Annotated in this window: 23 protein-coding genes; 20 read left to right on the top strand and 3 right to left on the bottom strand. The window is 64.8% G+C overall.

Translation table 11 applies throughout. The features are described 5' to 3' along the window. Positions 1-112: 112 nt before the first annotated feature. The 6 genes from ACFWFP_RS31215 (at position 113) to ACFWFP_RS31190 (ending at position 4,291) form a co-directional block, all read left to right on the top strand. Positions 113-1,051: a bifunctional DNA primase/polymerase gene (locus ACFWFP_RS31215; protein ID WP_379301056.1), complete on the top strand. Its 939-nt coding sequence runs from the start codon at positions 113-115 to the stop codon at positions 1,049-1,051. Between the two features lie 140 nt (positions 1,052-1,191). Further along, complete coding sequence (locus tag ACFWFP_RS31210; protein WP_379301054.1) at positions 1,192-1,818, top strand: hypothetical protein; 627 nt, start codon at positions 1,192-1,194, stop codon at positions 1,816-1,818. Positions 1,819-1,894: 76 nt separating this feature from the next. Further along, positions 1,895-2,359 (top strand): hypothetical protein, encoded by a 465-nt coding sequence (locus ACFWFP_RS31205; RefSeq protein WP_379301052.1) that lies wholly within the window; start codon positions 1,895-1,897, stop codon positions 2,357-2,359. Between the two features lie 107 nt (positions 2,360-2,466). After that, a complete protein-coding gene (locus ACFWFP_RS31200) occupies positions 2,467-3,033 on the top strand; it encodes a hypothetical protein (protein ID WP_379301050.1) in 567 nt (188 codons plus the stop codon). Between the two features lie 146 nt (positions 3,034-3,179). Then, the gene (locus ACFWFP_RS31195) at positions 3,180-3,926 is read left to right on the top strand and encodes a hypothetical protein (RefSeq protein WP_379301048.1); all 747 of its coding nucleotides are present in this window, start codon (positions 3,180-3,182) and stop codon (positions 3,924-3,926) included. Positions 3,927-3,928: 2 nt separating this feature from the next. Further along, the gene (locus tag ACFWFP_RS31190) at positions 3,929-4,291 is read left to right on the top strand and encodes a hypothetical protein (protein WP_379301046.1); all 363 of its coding nucleotides are present in this window, start codon (positions 3,929-3,931) and stop codon (positions 4,289-4,291) included. Positions 4,292-4,544: 253 nt separating this feature from the next. Here ACFWFP_RS31190 and ACFWFP_RS31185 read toward each other — a convergent pair whose 3' ends face one another. Beyond that, a complete protein-coding gene (locus ACFWFP_RS31185; RefSeq protein ID WP_379301044.1) occupies positions 4,545-4,997 on the bottom strand; it encodes a hypothetical protein in 453 nt (150 codons plus the stop codon). Between the two features lie 150 nt (positions 4,998-5,147). On the opposite strand from ACFWFP_RS31185, the gene ACFWFP_RS31180 reads away from it, so the two are divergent. From ACFWFP_RS31180 to ACFWFP_RS31165, 4 genes are all read left to right on the top strand, one after another. Beyond that, a complete protein-coding gene (locus tag ACFWFP_RS31180; RefSeq protein WP_194829261.1) occupies positions 5,148-5,381 on the top strand; it encodes a hypothetical protein in 234 nt (77 codons plus the stop codon). A gap of 23 nt (positions 5,382-5,404) precedes the next feature. After that, positions 5,405-5,698, top strand: coding sequence for a hypothetical protein (locus tag ACFWFP_RS31175; RefSeq protein WP_379301042.1), 294 nt, complete (start codon positions 5,405-5,407; stop codon positions 5,696-5,698). Between the two features lie 5 nt (positions 5,699-5,703). After that, positions 5,704-6,069, top strand: a complete 366-nt coding sequence (locus ACFWFP_RS31170) for a hypothetical protein (RefSeq protein ID WP_379301040.1) — start codon at positions 5,704-5,706, stop codon at positions 6,067-6,069. A gap of 160 nt (positions 6,070-6,229) precedes the next feature. Continuing rightward, entirely contained in the window at positions 6,230-6,694 is a 465-nt protein-coding gene (locus ACFWFP_RS31165; RefSeq protein ID WP_379301038.1) for a hypothetical protein, read from the top strand. Positions 6,695-6,727: 33 nt separating this feature from the next. Here the strand turns inward: ACFWFP_RS31165 and ACFWFP_RS31160 are convergent, their stop codons facing one another. Then, a complete protein-coding gene (locus ACFWFP_RS31160) occupies positions 6,728-7,654 on the bottom strand; it encodes a helix-turn-helix domain-containing protein (RefSeq protein WP_379301036.1) in 927 nt (308 codons plus the stop codon). 17 nt (positions 7,655-7,671) lie between these two features. On the opposite strand from ACFWFP_RS31160, the gene ACFWFP_RS31155 reads away from it, so the two are divergent. The 8 genes from ACFWFP_RS31155 (at position 7,672) to ACFWFP_RS31120 (ending at position 14,854) form a co-directional block, all read left to right on the top strand. Beyond that, complete coding sequence (locus ACFWFP_RS31155) at positions 7,672-7,869, top strand: hypothetical protein (protein WP_379301034.1); 198 nt, start codon at positions 7,672-7,674, stop codon at positions 7,867-7,869. A gap of 78 nt (positions 7,870-7,947) precedes the next feature. Beyond that, a complete protein-coding gene (locus ACFWFP_RS31150) occupies positions 7,948-8,790 on the top strand; it encodes a hypothetical protein (protein WP_379301032.1) in 843 nt (280 codons plus the stop codon). 14 nt (positions 8,791-8,804) lie between these two features. Continuing rightward, a complete protein-coding gene (locus ACFWFP_RS31145) occupies positions 8,805-9,221 on the top strand; it encodes a hypothetical protein (RefSeq protein ID WP_379301030.1) in 417 nt (138 codons plus the stop codon). 27 nt (positions 9,222-9,248) lie between these two features. After that, positions 9,249-9,755, top strand: coding sequence for a hypothetical protein (locus ACFWFP_RS31140; RefSeq protein ID WP_379301028.1), 507 nt, complete (start codon positions 9,249-9,251; stop codon positions 9,753-9,755). A 1-nt stretch (position 9,756) separates the two neighbouring features. Further along, complete coding sequence (locus tag ACFWFP_RS31135; RefSeq protein WP_379301026.1) at positions 9,757-10,950, top strand: MAB_1171c family putative transporter; 1,194 nt, start codon at positions 9,757-9,759, stop codon at positions 10,948-10,950. A 12-nt stretch (positions 10,951-10,962) separates the two neighbouring features. Further along, the gene (locus ACFWFP_RS31130) at positions 10,963-12,375 is read left to right on the top strand and encodes a cytochrome P450 (protein ID WP_379301024.1); all 1,413 of its coding nucleotides are present in this window, start codon (positions 10,963-10,965) and stop codon (positions 12,373-12,375) included. A 286-nt stretch (positions 12,376-12,661) separates the two neighbouring features. Next, positions 12,662-14,251 (top strand): ParB N-terminal domain-containing protein, encoded by a 1,590-nt coding sequence (locus tag ACFWFP_RS31125; RefSeq protein ID WP_379301022.1) that lies wholly within the window; start codon positions 12,662-12,664, stop codon positions 14,249-14,251. Between the two features lie 93 nt (positions 14,252-14,344). Next, positions 14,345-14,854, top strand: a complete 510-nt coding sequence (locus ACFWFP_RS31120) for a hypothetical protein (RefSeq protein ID WP_379301020.1) — start codon at positions 14,345-14,347, stop codon at positions 14,852-14,854. Between the two features lie 3 nt (positions 14,855-14,857). Here ACFWFP_RS31120 and ACFWFP_RS31115 read toward each other — a convergent pair whose 3' ends face one another. Next, positions 14,858-16,546, bottom strand: a complete 1,689-nt coding sequence (locus ACFWFP_RS31115; protein ID WP_379301180.1) for an enoyl-CoA hydratase-related protein — start codon at positions 16,544-16,546, stop codon at positions 14,858-14,860. Between the two features lie 253 nt (positions 16,547-16,799). Here ACFWFP_RS31115 and ACFWFP_RS31110 point away from each other — a divergent pair, with 253 nt between their 5' ends. After that, positions 16,800-17,027 (top strand): hypothetical protein, encoded by a 228-nt coding sequence (locus ACFWFP_RS31110; protein ID WP_379301018.1) that lies wholly within the window; start codon positions 16,800-16,802, stop codon positions 17,025-17,027. Then, positions 17,024-19,018 carry a zeta toxin family protein gene (locus ACFWFP_RS31105; protein WP_379301016.1) on the top strand — a complete coding sequence of 665 codons (1,995 nt, stop codon included), beginning with the start codon at positions 17,024-17,026 and terminating at the stop codon, positions 19,016-19,018. The genes ACFWFP_RS31110 and ACFWFP_RS31105 overlap by 4 nt, the downstream gene beginning before the upstream one ends. Positions 19,019-19,080 lie beyond the last annotated feature (62 nt).

Raw genomic sequence — 19,080 nt, 5'->3', positions numbered from 1 at the left:
CTCCCGAAGGTGCACCGCGCCGAACCCCGCCCACCTTTGCTTTTCCCTTGTCGCAGTTGGACTTCGACCCTGCTGCGGTGAATCACGGGATCACCGCAGTCAGGAGCCCGCGATGCCTATCGACCACGCCCGCAAGAACGAGCTGGCCGCACTGAAAACCCGCCTCGAGATCAAGCACCACGACGCGATCGCGCTGCTCGACCATCCGGACCCGGACGAGCGCGAAACACTGTGCTACTACCTTGAGACCTTCGAGTGGATCACCACCTACGACGAAGCCCTCGCCGAGATGAACAACCCGCTCAACCACACCTTCTGCGAGGAATGCGGCTGGACCAACGGCATGGTCTGCCCCGAATGCCCCGGCTGCGGCTGCTACAACGGCCGATGCACAGGATGGCGCCACCACGAATTCGCCGCCGACGATGACGAACCCGACGAGGACGACGGCTGGTACTGCGAAGGGTGCGGTGCCAACGACACTGCCTACGACGTGTGCACCTGCCCTCCAGAGCCGCCGAGCCCGGCCGAGGCCCTGCGCCGCGGCTTGTCGGTGTTCGCGCTGGCACCGGGTACCAAACAGCCCGCTCCTGGAGCCGACCCTCACACCGCGTGCGGGGATCTGGCCGAGGTCCAGGCGGTGTGGCGCGCGGGCGACAACGTCGGTGTCAGCTGCGCGGCCTCGGGCATCGTCGTGCTCGATCTGGATGTCCCCGACACCGAGGACGGCGCATACGGTGTCGAGACCTGGCACAAGCTGTGGAAAGCGCGCGGGGAGAAGCGTCCCCACACCCTCACCGTCTGGACCCCATCCGGGGGATCGCACGTGTATTTCCGGGCACCCGCCGACCGTGTGATCGCGTCGAGCTCGGGGGGTCGCTCCGGTCTCGGGCCCGGCATCGACGTGCGCGCTCCCGGAATTCCCGGTCGCGGTGGCGGTTACGTCGTGGGCCCGGACTCGCTCATCGACGAGCGCCGCTACTCCATCGCCCGGGACCACGACATCGCTGACCTACCAGCGTGGATCGCCGACATCCTCGAAGTGTCCTGACCTCGACGGATTACCCGATAACACCCTGTTGCACAGCTGTGCAACAGGGTGTTATCGTTGAGAGGCCAAACCAAAACGGACGGCCACCAGGCGATTGCACCCGCTGGTAGCCGTCCTCGCCGCAAAAGGAGTTTGCAGCTATGACCACGATATCGGTCCGCACTCTCGACGAATCCGACCCTGCCGCTCTGTATCGCCGTTACCCCGGCGAGGAAGCGCCGCAGACCTGCTTTGTGGTCCTGGACACCGAGTCCGGTGAGCTGAGCGCGGACTGGAACGCCGAGGTGGGCAACGCCCGCCCGGCGTCGGTGTTCCACGGGCTCACCCTGCGTTTCCGCATCCCGGTGCTGACCGCGACCTCGGCCAACCGGCTGCTCGCCGAGGTCGCCCCGATCGCCCAGCACGTGCTCGATGACTGGACGGTGGAATGGGATGGCTCCAACCGCGTCGGCCGCGCGAGCACTGACCGCGGCAACGAGCTGGTCGAGGAGATCGAGCAGGCCTGCGGCGGGGAGTACCCCCGCGAGCTGAGCTGGCACATCGAGGACATGGTCAGTGAATACGACGCCGGTGACTGGTACTCCGCCGGCGGGGACACCGCGGCCGAGCTCGGCATCACCGCTACCACGACCGACGCCGAACTGGCCACGATCGCGGCCACCGCCGAGTCCGAAGCCGCCACCGCGCTGGACTACGGCCACACGGTGCTGACCGGCGCCCTGGAATACCTCACCAGCCTGCGTGAGGAACTGCGCGAGCAGAACTGACCACTCCCCCAGACACTCTCGGGCCGGACCGGTACTCATGCTGGTCCGGCCTGACATCGAGAAGGACTCTCCCATCATGGCTTCCGAACGCATCGCCTTCCGCGCCGTCCCGCCGCTGGACACCAACCTCGCTCAACGCCGCCACGACGACGCCGTCGCGCTGGGCACCGTCGCCGCGACCCAGCTCGATTGCTGGTTCGCGTTCCTGGCCACGCAGCTGTCCACCGTGCGCCTGTCGCGTGGGCAAGCGCTGTGCCTGTGCGATGTGCTCAACTCCACCCTGATCGATCAGACGTGGATGCACACGCCCGGCGATCTGCTCGCGGATGAGCTCGATGACGCCGCCGAGGACGGTTTCGGCGAGAAGTGGGACATCGACCTGCCCGAGCTGATGGCGCTCGCGCGTTCCTGGCACCCGGGGCAGGGGTACGCGGTTCTCGATGCGGTGCAACGGTTCTGGAATCTCGACGACCGCGGTGACTACGACGCGGCGCTGGTAGCGGTCGGGCTGGTTCGCCCGTCGCGCACGCCCGCGTTGTGAGCCGCACGGCACCGCTATGAGTAGCTATCTCGACGACTATCACGACGCTCGCGCGGCCGAAGGTGACCTCGACGCATCCCGCTCACCGGCCGACCCTCGCAGGACCTGTGAGCGAGCTCGAGCGCCTACGTGCGTGGCGTGCTGCCCGCGTCGCGGAACGGGTCGAAATCGATGGTCGCCTCGTTCACCCCGACGCAGTCCACGGCACCGCCAGCGGCTACAGCGTCTACAGCTGCCGGTGCGAGGAGTGCACGACGGCGAAGGTGGTGAGCAACGCGGAGGCGGTGGATCGGGCGCGAGCCCGTGAGAGTGGGCACGGCATCGCGCGGTGGCGGCGGGGTTGTCGATGCGTGTTGTGCGCTGATGCGCACAACCTCGCTGAACGCCGTCGACGGCGGCGCCGCGCGCGCCGCGCGTTCGATCCCTACCTGCGCAAGCGTTTCCTCGACGCTCTCGCGCAGGGAGGCAACCCGATGTCGGTGGCTGTGCACTTCGAGGTGACGTGGGCACAGGTACTCGCCTTGGCGAAGTACGACCGCCGATGGGGGCCGCGGCTGGATGCGGCATTACTCGCTGGCCGCAATCCTGAGATCGCGCACGGCACGTACTACAGCTATCAGCGGCACCGGTGCCGGTGCCCGCAATGCCGGGCAGCGAAAGCGCGGTACAGGTGAGTTCGCGCACCAGCGAGTGGTGGAGCTGATCGATCCTGCCAGCAGGTATTGCTACGACATCAGTCGAGTCGCTTGCGTCGCGACCGTGCCGCGTATGGCAAAATCGAAAGCATGTTCGACTCGTCCGCTCCCCGGGGAGGCTGACGGTGATCCGCGTCGATGGTGCCGAGCTGAAAGGGCTCTCACCACAGCAGACCGCAGCCCTGGTCCAACGCAGGCTCACCCGCCGCGCCGACGACCTCGACGACTGGCGATCAACGGACCGGTTGCCGACAATCGCCGCCCTCGACGACCTACTGCCCGCCGGCTTGCCTCGTGGCGCGGTCGTGAACTACCAAGGCTCGATGACGGTGCTGCTCGGCATGCTGGCCGAAGCATCGAAATCCGGGCTGATGACCGCGACGGTCAACCTCCCCGCCCGCCCGGGATCGACAGCTGGGCTCCTCGCTGCCCACGAAATGGGCGCCCAGCTGTCCAACATCGCCGTCGTGACAGCCCCACCACAACGGACAATCGAAGTGCTCAACATTGCGGTCGACGGCCTGGCGCTTGTGATCGCCGACCCAGGAGCGGCCACGTTGCCCCCCAGCATTGCCAAGGTCCTTGTCCGGCGAGCACACCAGCACGAATGCACCCTCGTTCTGGCAAACGGGCAACACCGATGCCCGGGATCCGACCTGGACATGAGCGCGAAGTGCATCGCGACCGAGGGCCTCGGGCGCGGCCGCGGCTACCTTCGTGCGCAGCACTTCACCGTCGACGTCGTCGGCAAGGGCGGCTGGCGAGCCAGCAGCGTGCTTCGCCTGGGGGCGCAGGCCGGCCGCCCCGGCACCACCTGGACGACCGTCACGCCCGCCGCGCAGGTCATCGGCCTTCCCGCCCGAACGGGGTGACCATGCCCGACGACCACCCGGATGCTCCCGCCGACCGGCACCGCGCCGCACGGGCGGTCGTACCGCCGATCCCGATTCGCGTTTGGCCTGCACGAATTTGGCCTCCCACGATCGGCATCATCGGAACCCCGATATGGCAACGCGCAGCAGGGGCTCAGACTTCAGAGCCTGTACCCGGCCTGCTGACCGAATTACTCGTCACCCAGTCCGGGGACATTCTCGGAAGGGTCGAATTCCCGCTCGTCGTCGACTACTTCCCTCGTGTCGAGGTGATGCTGCTGCCCATCTCCGATATGTGGGAACTGCGCACCGATTCCGACAGGATGCGCGCACTGCAACTCGTGCGCGAGTTCGGCACTCGATAGTGTGGCCTGTCGGTCCGGGAGCGCTCCCGTGCGGTTGTCGCTACGTGGCCCCATCTCAGAGTCGGTCATCAGGTGCCCTCCTTCGGCCCCGACGAAGCCCCTCATCTGTAGACAACACGGGCATCCCGACCGCTCAACCAGGCACCTACGCCATATCCGCCCGATTTCCGGCGGATGCTACGGCTACCCCTGCAGACACAAAACCGGGCCGCCAGCGTGGAGCTGGCAGCCCGGTTTCTCGTTATCGTCTGGTCTACTCGCGCTTGGCGAACCGACTGGAGTAGACCGCGCGGATGCGGGCGAGCAGGCTCTCGAATAGACGTTGCGCCCTGCAACCCTTCATCAACTCGCTGGCGTTTACGCACTGATTGAAGGTCTCGAACGGATGAGTCGCGGGTGCCGAGGCTTCACATTCGGCGATTTCTGCATCACCGAATACCTCGCCGTCGAATACCAGGTCGAAGCCGTAGTGACGAAATCCGTCGACAACCTGCATGTAGGTCGGCCTGACGCTGACTCCCTCGGTGAACTTCGAGAACATCTGGCGGTATGCGTCCAGGAAAGTCATCGATTCGGCAAAGTCCACGAGGATGTCACCCATCGGCATCTCGTCCCGAGCGTTGGCTTGGACTTCCCATACCCTCGCTGGCTCGTCGACCGGCAACGCGTACGTATCGGTGGGGGTGGCAGTTGGTGGGAAGTGCATCGGAGCTCCTTAAGTCGTCTTAATAAATAGATTACCCGATAAATTCGATGCCTGCCACTCGAGCGATCGGGCGCTACTCGTCGAAGGTGAGATCAGTGGCAGGCAGCCGATGGCGCCCTCCGTACCTTCCTTGGCGGTACCATTGGCGGTATGGCTGGACATAAGACGTCGGTGAGCTTCGACCCCGACACTCTGGAAATTCTCGCCCGCCGAGCGGACGAGGAAGGCATTGGCAGGTCCGAGTACCTGGCATCGCTGGTCCGCGCCGACGACATGCGCCGGCGCCTGGCCGCCGACACCGCCACCCTCAACGCCGCGGGCTACACCCCCGACCGTGCGAGCGCGCTGACCGCGAGCCTGATCAGCCGCGCACGAGCCAGCTGATGCCCAACCCCAGATTCGGCGAGGTGTGGAACGCCCCGTCGGGATCGGTGCTGCCCGGTGGAATGCTCTGCCTTATCGTCAGCAGCGACGATTTCAACCGCATCCGCCGCCAGTACGTCATTGTCGAGGTCGTCTCCGATGCGCTTAGTGGCAACGCCATCATTTGCGACCTCGGCCCGGTCGGGGTTGCGCTCACCGGCGCCCCTTTCACTGTCGGATCGTCCTGGTTCGCTGAGGCCGAGAGCCCGATCGCGGTACTTGACGAATCGATCGCACGCCGCGCGGCCGACCAGATCCGCGCCATCCTCGGACCCTGATCCTGGTGGACGACATCGACGGCGGAGCAGAACGCCGCAACTTGCCTTGGGGTGCGGATCCGCGAGCGCACTGGACACCGGAGCAGCACCAGGACTGGGCTGACGCCGAACAGGAACTGATCAACCAGGGTTACCGACCCGCCCAGCCGGTCTGCGAGCTGATCGCGACTGTCCCCACGCCAGGCATCGACCGGCGGCTGAGCTGGATCTGCACCGAGTCGAACTTCGAGCTCCCGGACTGCACCACGATCGAGCGCGAGCTGCTCGGCGCGGAGATGCGCCTGGTCGCCCGCGAGGTCAACGGTCTCGACGACGACGAGGACCGTGCCCACCTCTTCGAACTGCGGCGGGCGCGCGGCCGCCTGAACTGACGACCTCGCTGTGAAGCGCGTGGATCATCGTCGGGCCAGCTCCCGACTCCATGCTGAGTCACCTGATCGAACAGGAATAACTGTCCGCCCGGCTGTCACAACACGTCAATTACGTTGCATGAGAGACTATTTCGAGTGAGCCGTCGAACAGGAGCCGACAGTGTCGAATGACCCGACGATGATTCAGGCCCAGGCCGAGGCCCGAATCCTACGCGGGCGCGCGCTGATCGCCTTGATCCAGCCGGTGGCGGTGTGGTCCGAAGACCCGGCCGGGAACCGGGTCGACGTCGTCGAGATGTTTATCCGGAGTCACGGCGGCGCCCCGATGGGCTTCCCGCTCGTTTCGTTGACGCCAGCGCCAGGATGGCAGGCAACACTGAACGTGGCCACTGACGAATTGACCATCAGCTCACCGGGCGGCTCCTTCTACGCAGGAACGATGCCGGCGAATGACGGCTGGCTCAAGGCCTTCGAGTTCTCGGCCGCCGCAGGAGACGACGACAACATTCTGGGTGTCGTCGAGATCGTCACCGGCGCGTTCGCTTCGGCGGACGATATCGACGACAAGATCGCGACGGGACGTGCCACCCAACTGTGCTCCACCCTGCTCGTGAGCTACCGCTAGCGCGCCCACGAGCAGAGGGGAGTCAGTGGGCTGCTACCGCGCCACCATGGCGGCCATGACGCCAGTGAGGCACTCTCCCTGATCGCCCGCCGGTTGACCCAGCGTCAGTAGTCGCGAGCGCGGTCCGGTTGTCTGGCCGCCACCGAGTTGCGCAGGCCTGGCCCCAGGCACGCCTTGTTTCACATTCAGCGGGCTGCTGTCGAGCCGTGTCATGTGATAGGTCACGTACGGGCCTGGCGGGTATTCGTCCCGGCTCATTTTGATCGAGTACCGGAACAAGGAGCCTGCCCTGTCCCTTACGCGCACGATCGGCGCTGCGTACGGTGACAAATCGCCGAGCTGGGAGTTCCAGAGGGTATCGAAGTCGGGCGAGACTCGCAGCGGCGCGAGCACCGCCTCGATCTCCTCCGGCGGAACAACCCCGGGCGCCTCCAACCGCAGCTGGCACAGCAACGACCGAATCTGGGCGAATCGATCTCGAACGTCATAGGCGACCCTCGCACCGGGATGAAAGAACAGCCACTCGAGCAAACTGGCTGGCCGATCGGCGTCGGCGGACGCCGGCTCTAGTCCTGGGAACAGCTCCCGGCATGCCGCGTTCACCGCGTACACGTAGTGCAGCGGCACCGCCTGGATCATCGCCGGACCCCGGAAATCATCGAGGTGGCGTTGCGCCAGTTCTCCTAGCTCCGATGGCCACGCCGGTACCTCGGGCGGGTCCGGATAGCCGACGAGCTGCCGGATCTTGCGGCGGAAGTAGTACGGCACCTCCAGCTCGGAGAAGAAGGCGGTCAGCCGTTCCGGTGTTGGAGGTCGCTCGCCGAGCTCCCACTTCTCCACGAGCGACTTGGAGATGTTGAGCGCGGCGGCGAGTTCTTCTCGGCTCATCGGCCGATGCCCGGACTTGCCCTGGATCACCTTGTGGCGGGTCCGCATCAGCTGGATGTACTTGCCGAACACCGGATTCGGGCGGGGCGGTGGCATCAGAATTCAGCTCCCTCTCCGGTCATGCTCGGCGATCGATCGAGCAGACCATCGGTGGTGGCCGAAGCTCGGGTCTCGTCGCCGACGAACCCGCTCCGACGCCAACCGCCGGTGTGGCCGAACCGTCGACGCTCTCCCCGTGCGTCGACGGTTCGCTCGCACACCGCACCGCGGGCGCCCTGAACTTCTGAACTGTGGGGCCCGATCTGTGCGCGTCGCGATGGACCGGACCGACTCATCCTGCTCTGCCTCTTCGACATCTCTCCCCCGTGCATCGATTCTTGTTGTCGCCCATCACCCTTCGGGCGAACCCGGCAGGTGATGCCGCCGAGCCTAGTCACGACCAGGACCACCAGCAAGAAAATTCGGTTAAAAATGACCAAAGACCCTTGGCTGTTGGGCAAGAACAGAGGGATGTGGGAGAAAATTCGGTCAACTATCGCTACGATGTGTCCATGCCACGAGGACATGCTGAGATCCTCGCGGGGTTCGTCCACGAACGCCGCGAGAGGGAGCTCAACATGTCCTTTTCCGCCATAAAGGCTGCGGGCGGGGTATCGAAGCCGACGATGGTCAAGATCGAGGCCGGAAAGATCACCAACCCGAAGACTGTCACCTTCGACCGACTCGACAAGGCCTTGCGGTGGGTGCCAGGCTCAGCGGCGGCGGCCTACTGGAAAGCTGCCGAACCGGCCCGGCTGGAAGATGCGCAGCGAGTTGGTGAGCCACTGAGATTGACCGGCGGGTCTGTCGAGATACCGCTCGAGCGGGTTTCGAGCCTGATGGAGATCCAAGCCGCGCTGCATGCTGCTGTTGATCACGGCGGCGAACTCAAACCTGCCACATTACGTGGGATCGCCGCGGACCTTGATCACGAGGTCAACCTCATTGTGGGCCAATGGGTCTCAGATATGATGGCGCGCAATCGAACTCAGGGAACTCTCCATACCGGTTTGGAGGTCGTACTCGGAGAAGCGCTGTCGGCTCCCGTTGCGAGCGATGACCCGAACGCTGAGGATCGGTTGTATCGGCGATACCTCGCCGGAGGTAAGTTCGCCGAGAATCTCTCTGCGGACATGCAGCAGAGGTTCGAGCGTCGGGCCGAGCAGTAGAGGAGGTGACACGCATGCCGAGCGAGAAGCCACCATTGCCGCCCCTGAGTGTCAGGGTCAACCAGTTGTTCCGGACGTTTCACTCGAGGTCGGAGCCGGAACAATCCGTCACGACTGTCGCACGGTCTGTCAGCCACCTCATTCGCAGAGATATCGAGGACGTGGAGATCATCCGTCTTCGACAAGGTGAGTATGACGACGGAACTGCCGCCCCGGATCTGATTTCCGGTGTCGCGCAACACTTCTCGGTGCCCGGAATCTATCTGGGCACCGAGCCTCGTCTTGTGGCCGGCATCGACCAAGAACTGCGACTTCTCGCGTCCGCACGTGACGCCGGTGCCAAATACATTGCGCTCAGAGGCGCCGACATCGATTCCGGACGGCTCGCTGCCGCGCTGTCCGATCTGGCAGAACTCGACGAGAAGAGATAGTCGGCCGCAGCCGACACGGGGGTGACGATGAACCAACAGAAATTCGACGAACTGATCCGTGCTGCCCCGATCCCCTACCCGTGGGATCCGGTCGAATACGTGCGCCGCGTCGCCGAACACCGCGGCCGCCCGATCGTTCTTTTCCCGATCGACCCGCAGGCTCTGGCGGGGAGCGGGTGCGGAACCGGCAGCGGGCTGTGGATCGCTCGCGAAGACGACGACGTCATCATGTATGGCGGCGAGACCGAGTCCCATGCCTATCACATCATCGCCCACGAGATCGGGCACATGCTGCTCGGACACGATGAAGCAGACGCAGACCCCGCCGAGGCCTCGGACGCTCTGCCGTTGAACGATCTGATGCCCTCACTGTCGGCAGAAAGCATCCGCAGCGTGCTGCGCCGCCAGGACTACGGCACCGACCGCGAGCGCGCAGCCGAGACCTTCGCCGACCTGTTGATGGTCCACGCGATGCTGCCTGAGCGGAAGCCGAGCCGGATCCGATCGACATTCTTCCGCGGCGGACATCGGTGAGATGACCTCTCCCATCCCGGGTTTTCTGGCCTGGCCGATGCTGGTGGGCATCGCAGTAGTGCTCATCGGCCGGTGGCGTTTTCTACGTGAATCCGATGTCGATCGGTTGATCAACCGCGCTCTCGCGGCCGCCTTGTGCGGGTTGCTACTGCGAGAAGCTTGGTTCGAAACGTCGTTGGCCTGGGCACTGCCCTTCGACGACCACCACACGGTGAACTTCGCCCGCCAGCTTTCACTCGCCGCGATCTTGTTGATCGTCGCCAACCTCACCGGTATCGCCCAGCTGTGGGCAGGTGCCGATCCCGACCGGACATGGCCACGGCAGCGATGGCACTACCTGGCCACCTTCACGGTGACCGTGATCATCATGATCGCGGGGACACCCGCACGCAACGCTGACCTGCTCATCGACCAGGCCCTCGGCTGGCCTGTGGTGGTGCTGTGGGTCGCATTCGCAGTGCCGGTCGGCGCCACGTCGGTGTTGATGGGTCGGATCTGTGTGCGCGAGCTGCGCAGCGGCGGTGACCTCACCTGGCAAGAGCGAGCGGTCTACATCGTGATCTTCGGTGTCTCGGCCGCGCTCCTGCTCGACTCGACGACCATCATCGTGGAAACCACGACCTGTGTCCTCACCGAAAGTCCTGTCCGGGATCCGGAGATGCACAGGAAGGCCTGGGCATTCGCCACCGCGACGTTCTTCGCCAGCAGCTGTTCGGCAGTTCCGTTGATCTCGATCGTCATCACCCGACTCGGCTGGGATCAAACCGGGCGATACTGCCGACGCCTGCATCCGCTCTGGGCGGATCTGACGGCGGCAGTTCCCGAAATCGTGCTCGCGCTTCCACTCCAACGTGAGCGACGTATCGACTCCGCCCTGCGCCTGCACCGGATGACCGTCGAGATCCGCGACAGCATCCTGCACCTCAAGCGCTACACAACCGCCGGTGCTGAACTCGCCTTTGCCGGTGCCGACCCTCACCTCGATGCCGGCCGAATCGCCGAGGCCATCACCGCCAAGAACAGCGGCGCCGATCCTCGCTTCGACCTCACGCCTTCGCGCACCGAAATCCAGCCAGGAGCACGCGATCTCACCAGCGAGCTTCTGCAACTGCTGGCGCTCGCCGACGCATGGCCGCGCGCTCGCGGCTTGATCACCACCCACGACCACGGACGTCACGTTCAGTCCGTGGCCTGATAGGAGCTCTGCATGGCCACCACGACATCGACCACACCATCCAAACGTGCCCTCCCTCACCCGCGGTGGCGGGTGTGGGGGCTCGGTGACCTGTTGACCAGCAACCCGATCAAGCCGGTTCAGATGTCATGGCGTGACGCCCAGGCCCTCGGCCCGATCTTCGAGCGCAAGATCGTGGACTGGCCGATGGTTGTGGTCTCTGGCACCGACATGATCAACGAGATCAACGACGAGCGGAATTGGCGCAAGCACGTCGGTGTGCTGTTCAAAAAGATCAGGCCTGTCGCACGCGACGGTCTGTTCACCGCCTACAACCACGAGCCGAACTGGCATAAGGCGCACAACATCTTGGCCCCGAGCTTTTCCGGCCAGGCGATGCGCAGCTACCACGCCACGATGGATGGTGTCGCGGACGAGCTGTTGAACTACTGGGACGAGCGCGCCGACCGGTGGGTCGATGTTGCCGAGGACATGAACCGCTTCACCTTGGAGGTGATCGCGCGAGCCGGGTTCGGCGGCTACGATTTCGAATCGTTCACCCGGGACACGCCCCATCCGTTCGTCGCGGCGATGTTGCGCGGTCTGCACTACATCAACTCCAACGCCAACCTCCCCCCGATCCTGCAGAAGACGGTGGGTCGCCGCGCCGCCGCCCAGCACAAGCGCGACATCGTCGCAGTGCACTCGATCGTCGACGAAGTGATCGCCGCGCGGAAGGCCTCCGGCACTATCGGCGAGCATGGCGATCTGCTCGACCGCATGCTCACCGTGCCCGATCCCGACACCGGGGAACGGCTCGACGACACCAACATCCGCAACCAGATCGTCACGTTCCTGGTCGCCGGACATGAGACCAGTGCGGGTGTCCTCGCTTTCGCTCTGTACGAACTCGCCCGCAACCCTCGCGCGCTCGCCTCAGCACGCGCTGAGATCGACGAGCGGTTCCCGGGGCGCGACCGGCCGACCATCGCGTTCGAGGACGTGGCCAAATTGCGGTCGGTCCGCCGGATCGTCGATGAAACGCTGCGACTGTGGCCGGTAGCGCCGGGGTATTTTCGGGAAGCGATCACCGATGTCACTATCGGCGATGGCTACCATTTCAAGCCCGGCGATTGGGTTTTCGTCCTCACGTTGCAGGCCCATCGCGATAAGGGCGCTTGGGGCGAGGACGCGGACCAGTTCGATCCCGATCGATGGCTCAGGGCCAACCTGGCCGAGACCGACAGCCGCCGCGTGTACAAACCGTTCGGAACCGGGCTGCGCGCCTGCATCGGGCGCCAATTCGCCTACCACGAGATCATGCTTGCTCTGACTGTCATCCTGCATCAGTTCGACTTCGAGCACGATCCCGCCTACGAGCTCGACATTGCCGAACAAATCACCCTCAAGCCACGAGGTTTCAAGCTCCGGGTCACACGCCGTTAGTCGCTGTCGCTGAGGTCGGCGCGCAGACGGCCGTCGACCTCAGCGGTCGCCCATTTTCCTACTGCCTCGATTTGGCTACAGCCCTTTGATCGGGTAAACTATTAATTAGATCAACCGGGTCGGACACCTCGGTTGATCTGGGAAAACACTCCCTGACACGAGAGTGGGCGGTCGATGAATCGCGGCAGAAGCCGCGACCGGACACATCGACCGCCCAGAACCCCCAACCCGAGAAGGGAGGGATGTTGCGAATCGTAGCAGCATCCCTCCATGCGAGAGGAATGCCTTGACCGACACCATCACCACCACCGAGCCCACCGTGAATCCGACCCCCGGCACCGTTGCCTCCGTCTCGATCTGGGTCGAGGTCGAGCGCCTGGTCCTCGGGCCGAACCGTGAAACGAACCTGGATCTGGTCCCTGGCCTGGCCGAGTCACTGGCCCGGTTCGGCAACTTCCAGTCCGTGCTGGCCATGGAGCGCTCCGACGGCAACTACGACGTCATCGACGGCGCACACCGCGTGAGCGCCGCCCGCGAACAAGACGTGGCCTGCCTGAAAGTCGAAGTGCTCGGCGCCGAACAGGGCAAGTTGGCTCGCTTGCAGCTGCAGTTCAACACCGGCGAACACGCGCGCAAGCTCTCCGATACCGACAAGATCTACTTCGTCGGCGAGATGCTCGATCTCGGCGTCGACTATGACGAGATCGCCGCGCGATATGCGATCGAGCTGGCCGAAGCCAAGCGCATCGGCCGCGTCGCACGATCTGCACGAGCGCGCGCCACCGTCGACAACGGGCTGGACCTGATGCAGGCCTCGATCGTCGATGAATACGCCGAGGCAGGCCGCCCCGAGGTCGCCGAGTCTCTTGTCGCGGCGGCGGCGGAAGGTCGCTTCGACCGACAGCTCCGCATCACCCAGCGCAAGGACGAGGTCGCCGCCGAGTTCGAAGAGCAGGCGAAGCCCTACCGCGACCGAGGATTTCGAATCATCGACACCGAGCCCGCCTACAACAGCACCGAGTACTGGCGCCTGTGGAGCCTGCGGACCAAGAAGGGCAAGCAGGTACAGGAAAAGTTCATCACCGACAGCAACGCATCAGCGTTCGCCGTCTACTTTGAGCAGGGCGAAGCATACTGCCGGGTCAGCGACGGGGAGCGGCTCGGCCAGTACCAGATCGACTTCGAAACTCGGTGGTCGCCCCAGTTCGCCGCGACCGAGGATCGGGTGCACTTCGACGACATCGAGGTGAAGCTGGTCTACAGGCCGGTGTTCTACTGCCATGATCTCGAAGCGGCCGGTCTGGTTCCCGGCTCGTCGAGCGATACCGCTTCGGCGACGTCGAGTGACGAAGACGAAGCTGCCCAGCGGGCTGCCGCGAAGGCCGCCCGCCAGTTGGTGATCAAGACCAACCAGGCCGCACGAGAAGAGACCGCCGAGCGGCGCGGCTGGTTGACCAAAGAGCTCCAGAAATGGATGAACCCGGACAAGGAGATCCCGGCTGGGTTGCGGCGCTTCGCCGCGACCCGTACTGCTGCCGACCCGGAATCATTGTCGAAGTACCACGGCCGCAAGCTGGCCCAGGAGTGGCTCGGCACCACCGATCTGGTGACACTGGCCGACACCCTGCCCGAGGACCGCGCCTTCGTGATCTCGCTGGTGCTGGCAGTCGGTGCGCTCGAGGCGATGATGGTGACGAACAACGACCCGAAGTACTGGCGCTACAACCCAGCCGAAAAGCGCAGCCAGTTCGACTATCTCCGTGATTGCGTCGATTACCTGCGGCTGCTGGGCAAGCTCGGGCACGAACTCAGCCCTCTCGAACTCGTGATGCTGGGCAAGCTCACGCACGCCGAGGCGATGGAAGTGCCGGAATAGAATCCGGTCACGCGGGGGTGGACGGTCCGATCCGTCCGCCCCCTTTTTCCGGTCTCACCGACCGAACCATGATCAGGACAGAAAGGAGCTGCCGTGACTTCGCCGCGCGACGACACACAGCTGAGCCCCACCAGCGCCGACACGTTGGTCACCTTGGAGGAATGGGCAACGGCCATCGGTCGACATCCGATCGCCGTGCGGTCACTGCGGACTCAGCCAGACTTCCCCCAGGACAAAGGCACACGCCCCCGGCAGGGGCGAGGCAACCGGTACATCCTCTACTCACGTGCTGAGCTGGACGAATTCCTGAACGCGTGGGAGCGGCGCCTCAAGCCCGACACACTGGCAATGCCCGAGGGCCCCGACGAGTTCCGAACATTGGGCGCCATCGCCAGCTTGGTGGGTCTGGGAGGCAAGTCGATCACTCAATACCGAGAACTCCTCGATGCCGACCCCGAGATCGAGCACAGCGACGGCGGTCGCTGGCGCACCTACCGCACATCCGGGGTGATCGCCTGGCTCAACGAACGGAAGGGCCACGGCGTCGCGCGCGACCCCGACGCGACCCAGCGCCGCGGGCGCCGACCTCGCCAACCTGAGTGATCGTCACCGCCGTGGAGAGGCTGCTTTCGGCGGATGAACCGCGCGGTGGTAGGTGCGAGGACTGCTACTCCGTTTGAACATCAGCGCAGCCCGTTTGCTGTCGAAACCGCGCCGATCGCCGAAGATGTCGTGCGACATCTCACCCAGCTCGGCGAATTCGTAGGCCGAGAGCGGGTTGTGGGAAAAGTCCATCGTCAACCGGACGCTCTTGTCGCTGATCTGCTTGTTCCACACCGGTGGCGCCGCCGTACGCGTCGCGAGATCGGCGACCCACTCGTCGAAGTCGTCGCCGGGCCCGACCTGGTCGACCAGTCCGATCGCTGCGGCGCTGTCCGCGTCGATCGGTGCCGGTTCGGAAAGCAGCTCGATAGCTGTTCTGCGGCCTACGCGTCGGGGCAAGGTGTAGCTGTGCAGCTCGCTGCCGGTCAAACCCATCGGCGAGTAGCTGGGTGTCAGCACGACGTCTCGACGGGCGACTGCGATATCGGCGCCGAGCCCGAGCATGAGCCCGCCGGCGGCCGCGTTCGCGCCGATCGCGGCGATGGTGATCTGACTCGAGCACAACAGCAGCGACCGGCACACGTCGTTGATGGCGCAGATGTTGTGCCATGCCTCGTCGTGAGGGCGCTCGACGATTTCGATCTGACCGAGGTGGATTCCAGTGAGGAAGAAGCTGCCCCGCGAGCGCAGCACCAGTACCCGTGTGTCCTGGCGGCTGGCGAATCTGATCAGTTCGGCGAGCCGCAGGCACATGTCGGTCGAAAGCGCGCCGTTGTAGGCCTCGACCGTGATCGTGCCAACCGCGCCGCAGCGTTCGTAGCGCATGTCGGTCCACGCCGGGTCAAGAGTCGGCGGCGTGGCCGCGAGGCGGATACCGGCGGCGGCGAGCACCGCCGAGGCCGGTGCCTTGCAGCTCATGGTGTCGCCGATGCGGGCCCGCAGGTGTCCGATCCATACGCTGCTGGATTCACCGCAGGCCACCTCCACACCGTGATGGTGGCGGCCGATGATGTCGCCGGGCTGGCCGCTCTGTTGCTCGCGATGGCTGGGATGCGCATCGTAGAGATAGACCGGGAGCTCGGCCAGGGTCGAGCGCACACCAGGAAAGCCGTCACCTGATCGGATGTGGCGTAGGACTACGTCGGCGTGCTCAGCCCAGTCGAAGGCGCGATCGGTCTGGGTCATCAGCGGCCGCTCGCTCGCGTGGGCGACCGGGCGGTGCGCTCGATCCTGCGCAGTGGGTACGAACTCCGGATCCAGGGCTCGGTCAGCCGCTTCGAGCAGGCACTGCAATCCCGCGCTGGCGATGATGCCGTTGTAGGCGTCGCTCTTGCGCTGGACTGGCAGAATGAATGTTCGGCTGGCCCACACCGCGCCGCCGTCCATTTCCTCTCCAGCTTCCAGAACAGTTACGCCCCAGACCGGATCTTCGTTGATTATCGCCCAATCCAACGATGACGGTCCTCGGTCCCCGACCGGACCCGGATGGAATATCAAGCATGAGCGCGTCGAATAAATTCGAGTCGGAATTCGTGCGGTCAGGTACGGGCACAATATGAGGTCAGGGTCAGCAGCGGTGATCGCGGCGTCCATGTCCTCACCAGTGGTGACGACCGAGGTTGACACGATGCGCCCATGCCGTTGAAGCATCGCCGAAACACGCTGCGTGAAGCCATTATTGGCTGTCACCATCAGCAGCACTCGCTGATCAGGCACCGATGGACCTCCTGGGCACAATATGAGAAGCTACCGAAGTACGGCTCGAATTCCGAGCCTGATCCAGGTCGGACCTGTAGTCAACAGAACTGATTCACACAATTCTGTGCGAGCGATGGTGAGAGATATCACCAAGGTCCGAAAGTGTCGGCGCGGATCTATACCGGATTGATAGGCGCTCGATATTCTGTCGGGAACGGATTATATCTTTTCGAGTATGGAGAACAGGATGCAGTCAGTCCAGGAAACCGCCCAATACGAGCAGGCCATGCAGATCCTCGCCGACCTCATCAGCATTGCTGCCACCCGCGCACCCGCGAATCCGAAGTACCGCCCGCTGCTCGACGCGTGGAAGGACCGCCGCCAAAGCCTGCGTGTCAGTGATATCCACGCCGTCCAGGACGTGCTTGCCCGCGACGGAGCGCAGTTGGCCACCCTCATCGGTTCGAGCCGATGACCTCGCCGACCCCTGTGGGCGGGGCGTACCTGCTACCTGCCGCGCAAGCCCGCGAGATCTTCGAAACGCGGATCGCGCCCGCGCTGCTGTCCCACGCCGTCACCAGCGATAGCCCGCAGGTGGTGTTCGTGACCGGGCAGGCCGGCGCGGGCAAGACCGCTGCGGCATCGGAGGTAGCGCAGGAGATCGACGGTCACGCTGCTCCGGTGAGGCTTGACATCGCGATGTTCCGCGGGTTCTATCCCGACTTCACCGAGCTCGCGCGGGATCTGGACCTGGTCGGGCTGACCGAGCGCGTCGGCGCCGACACCCATCGCTGGCTCGATATGTCGATGCAGTACCTGCATGCGCGCCGCGCTGACGTCATCGTCGAACACCCGATGGACACACGCGCGACCGCCGATCACTTGATCACGATGTTCGCCAAAACCGACGAGGGCCCGAAGTACAGGATCGAGATCGCCCACGTCGTCGCATCGGCGGCCGAGAGCCGCCTGAACACCTTGCTGCGATACCAGGACTCGGTCGACCGCCTCGGCTTCGGCCGGTACCTCGGCGACGATGCCCATGATGTTCGATTCGATCAGGCCCTGGTGTCGGCGGACTGGCTCGACGACGATCCCCGCATCGATGCCGTGTCGATCTATCGGCGCGGACTCAGCGGCGCCCAGGCTCGGGCATACCGGATACCCGACGGTGACTGGTCCTCGCCGACGGCGACCGCCACAGTCATTGAGACCATGCGTGCGCGCAGGTGGTCTGTCGAGGATTCGCGTGAGTGGGTGCGCGGGTTCGCCAGCCTGTGGGCACGGATGGAACCCCCGTTCCGCCAGACGCTGTCTCGGACGTGGCAGCAGGCACAAGCGCATCTGGATCCGGCCTGGGACTCGGGCAAGTCGACGTCGACGGCGGTGACCTTCGGCCGGTACCAGGTCCCGACCATGCAGCAGTTGGACACGATCGTGGCGATGCTGCAAACCCACCCGCGCGTGGTGATCGGGGTGATCGATATCGAGAATTCGCCGATGCCGCCGAGCTCGGCGTATCCGCAGTGGGCAGGGTTTCTCGCCGAGCGCGACCGTGAAGCTCACCCCGACCGCAACCCGATGGCCATCGACACCGTGGTGTCGATGTGGCGCGACGTTCTCGAAGACAACGGTCTGTCCGATCGGGTTCAGCTGATGGGTATTCCTCGCCCGGAATCCGACCCTGCGGCATTCACCGCGATGTTCCCACGCGACCGGTTCGACGTTGCCCTGCCCACCCAGGACGGCAATATCGCTCACCGACAGCGCAACGAGGCATTCGCCGATCTTCTCGCGCGGCCGGTGGTCGCGGTGGAACCGATGACGCGGTATCAGCCAGACCCTGCGCAGCTCTACAACGCCGGAAACCCCCGGTGGGAACGGGCGATCCCCCGCGCGGCACTGCCCGCGTTCCACGCCGCAGACGGACCGCGGCAACTGTTCGAGAGCCGCCCGAAGTACCTCGCACCCGACACCGAGCTCGGCTGGGGGATGAGGGCCTCCCGCGACCAGATGCGCGATTCCGTCAAGGTGCTCGACCGCTGGCTGGCTGTTGCTCAGTGGCACAACGATCCGCAGACGCGCGCCATGATCCGGACCGAGTCTGTGCGCTTGCGTGATCAAGCCGAGCAAGGAACTCTGGCCCCCGCCGAGCTGACCAGGGCCAGGGTGATCCTGGATTCGGTCGCCAGCGGCGCCATCCCCAAACAGGCGCTGTGGCAGGCGATCACCGATCCTCGAGTGTTTCAGCAGACGCAAGCGGCGAACGCGCACCATGGCCAGTCCGTGCCGGGCGAGTACGCGGGCGTGATCGATGCCCTCGGCGCGGTGGGTACCGCAGTCAGGCCGAACACCGATCCACGTCCCCAACGGGAATCCGGCAACCCGTTATCGTCTTCACCATGGGTGGAACCGGACCCAGGTCTGGAGGGACCAGCTGCGGGCGGGCCGGCGGTCGGCGCGTAGGCGCGCCGAAGTGAGCCACGGCCAGCATCACCACGATCATCGTCACCAGCACGGTGGCGATG

The organism is Nocardia sp. NPDC060249 (genome assembly GCF_042728755.1).
Classification (GTDB): Bacteria; Actinomycetota; Actinomycetes; order Mycobacteriales; family Mycobacteriaceae; genus Nocardia.
This window is presented reverse-complemented; position numbering and strand designations above follow the sequence as displayed.